This window comes from Thalassotalea mangrovi (genome assembly GCF_005116735.1).
In the GTDB taxonomy this organism is placed as follows: Bacteria; Pseudomonadota; Gammaproteobacteria; order Enterobacterales; family Alteromonadaceae; genus Thalassotalea_A; species Thalassotalea_A mangrovi.
Genome location: NZ_SWDB01000057.1, coordinates 1 through 1,131, shown reverse-complemented (window position 1 = coordinate 1,131; position 1,131 = coordinate 1). Strand labels below are relative to the sequence as shown.

Below are 1,131 nucleotides of genomic sequence, written 5' to 3'. Positions count from 1 at the left end.
CGCAACTGAACCAAGTATCATCAACAACCAGTGGGTTAATGTTGTCAGCAGTATCAGTATGGATAACCGGGCTGTTTTGGTGGTTTTATTGTATTCAAAGCCCAGCCCGAATCGACGACTTTTCATATCCCGAAAACCTTCTTCAATTTGCATTCTCATGCGATAGATTTTCACTATTCGAGACGCTAGTTGAGAAGTCACTGGCAGTGATGTCGCTAATAGCCAGGGGTCACGAGCCGATTTAGTATAGGCTTTAGCTCGTTTGGATTGCTGTGGTTGTCCAGAGCGATTCAACGCTTGTCGGCCTTTTGAACGTCCCTTGTAAAGTACCAACTGACAAGGAAACGGGTTACTTCGATTCAGATGACCCGATAGTAACTTAGGGCGCGATGTCGCTTGTTTGTACAAGTTTGTAATGCATTGCCACTCGCCATCACCGGATTCGTAGAAATTCGGTAGCCTGGCCCGACCGACAAAATCCCACCCAAGGTTAAGCACCGCTCGAAACCAGGGCGTTTTGAAACCGGCATCCGTGACAATGATTGGCCTACAACCATCAGGAAGTAATGTGGACAAATTGGCGAGAAAGGCTTTGTGTGTCGCGGCTTTTTCTTTGGTTTTCAATCCATGGACTTCTTCATATATACAAAGCCCCCGACCATGAGATGCTAACGACGCTCGAATAAGAAAATGACGCTTGTACTCATCCAAATCCGACCAATCAATCAAGATAATGGGACGCTGGTTTTGACCAACCGTAAATTGACAAAGGGCTTTGTATATTCCGAGAGTTTCCCTGTGCAAGTTAGTATTGGACAATAAGCGGTCAGCTCGCTTGATATTGTGCTTTTCCTTGGCTCTGGAATCTAAACCACGGCCCATGCTGGTGACAGTAGCTGCAGAGCCATTGACCAAACTTCTTAACAAGGCGGTTAATGCATTGCGTCGTTTTGCATGCATTTTAGGGGTGACAAGAGAGATAGATTTCTTCAAAATATGTGTAACTTTCATGTGTTTTTTGTAGTTTGTGATTTTTGGCGATTGATCAGATCACAAAGAACCATGAAAGTTCCTTCGAATTTATCTATTTATTCCCTTGTTTTCTCTGAATTATTTGTGGGGATAGCTCAG

The 1,131-nt window shown here is 44.2% G+C and carries 1 protein-coding gene; it reads right to left on the bottom strand.

Annotation, left to right across the window (positions count from 1 at the left end; genetic code table 11):
* On the bottom strand, nucleotides 1-1,011 hold a 1,011-nt coding region (locus E8M12_RS16220), incomplete at its 3' end, for an IS4 family transposase (protein ID WP_136737315.1).
* Between the last annotated feature and the right edge of the window lie 120 nt (nucleotides 1,012-1,131).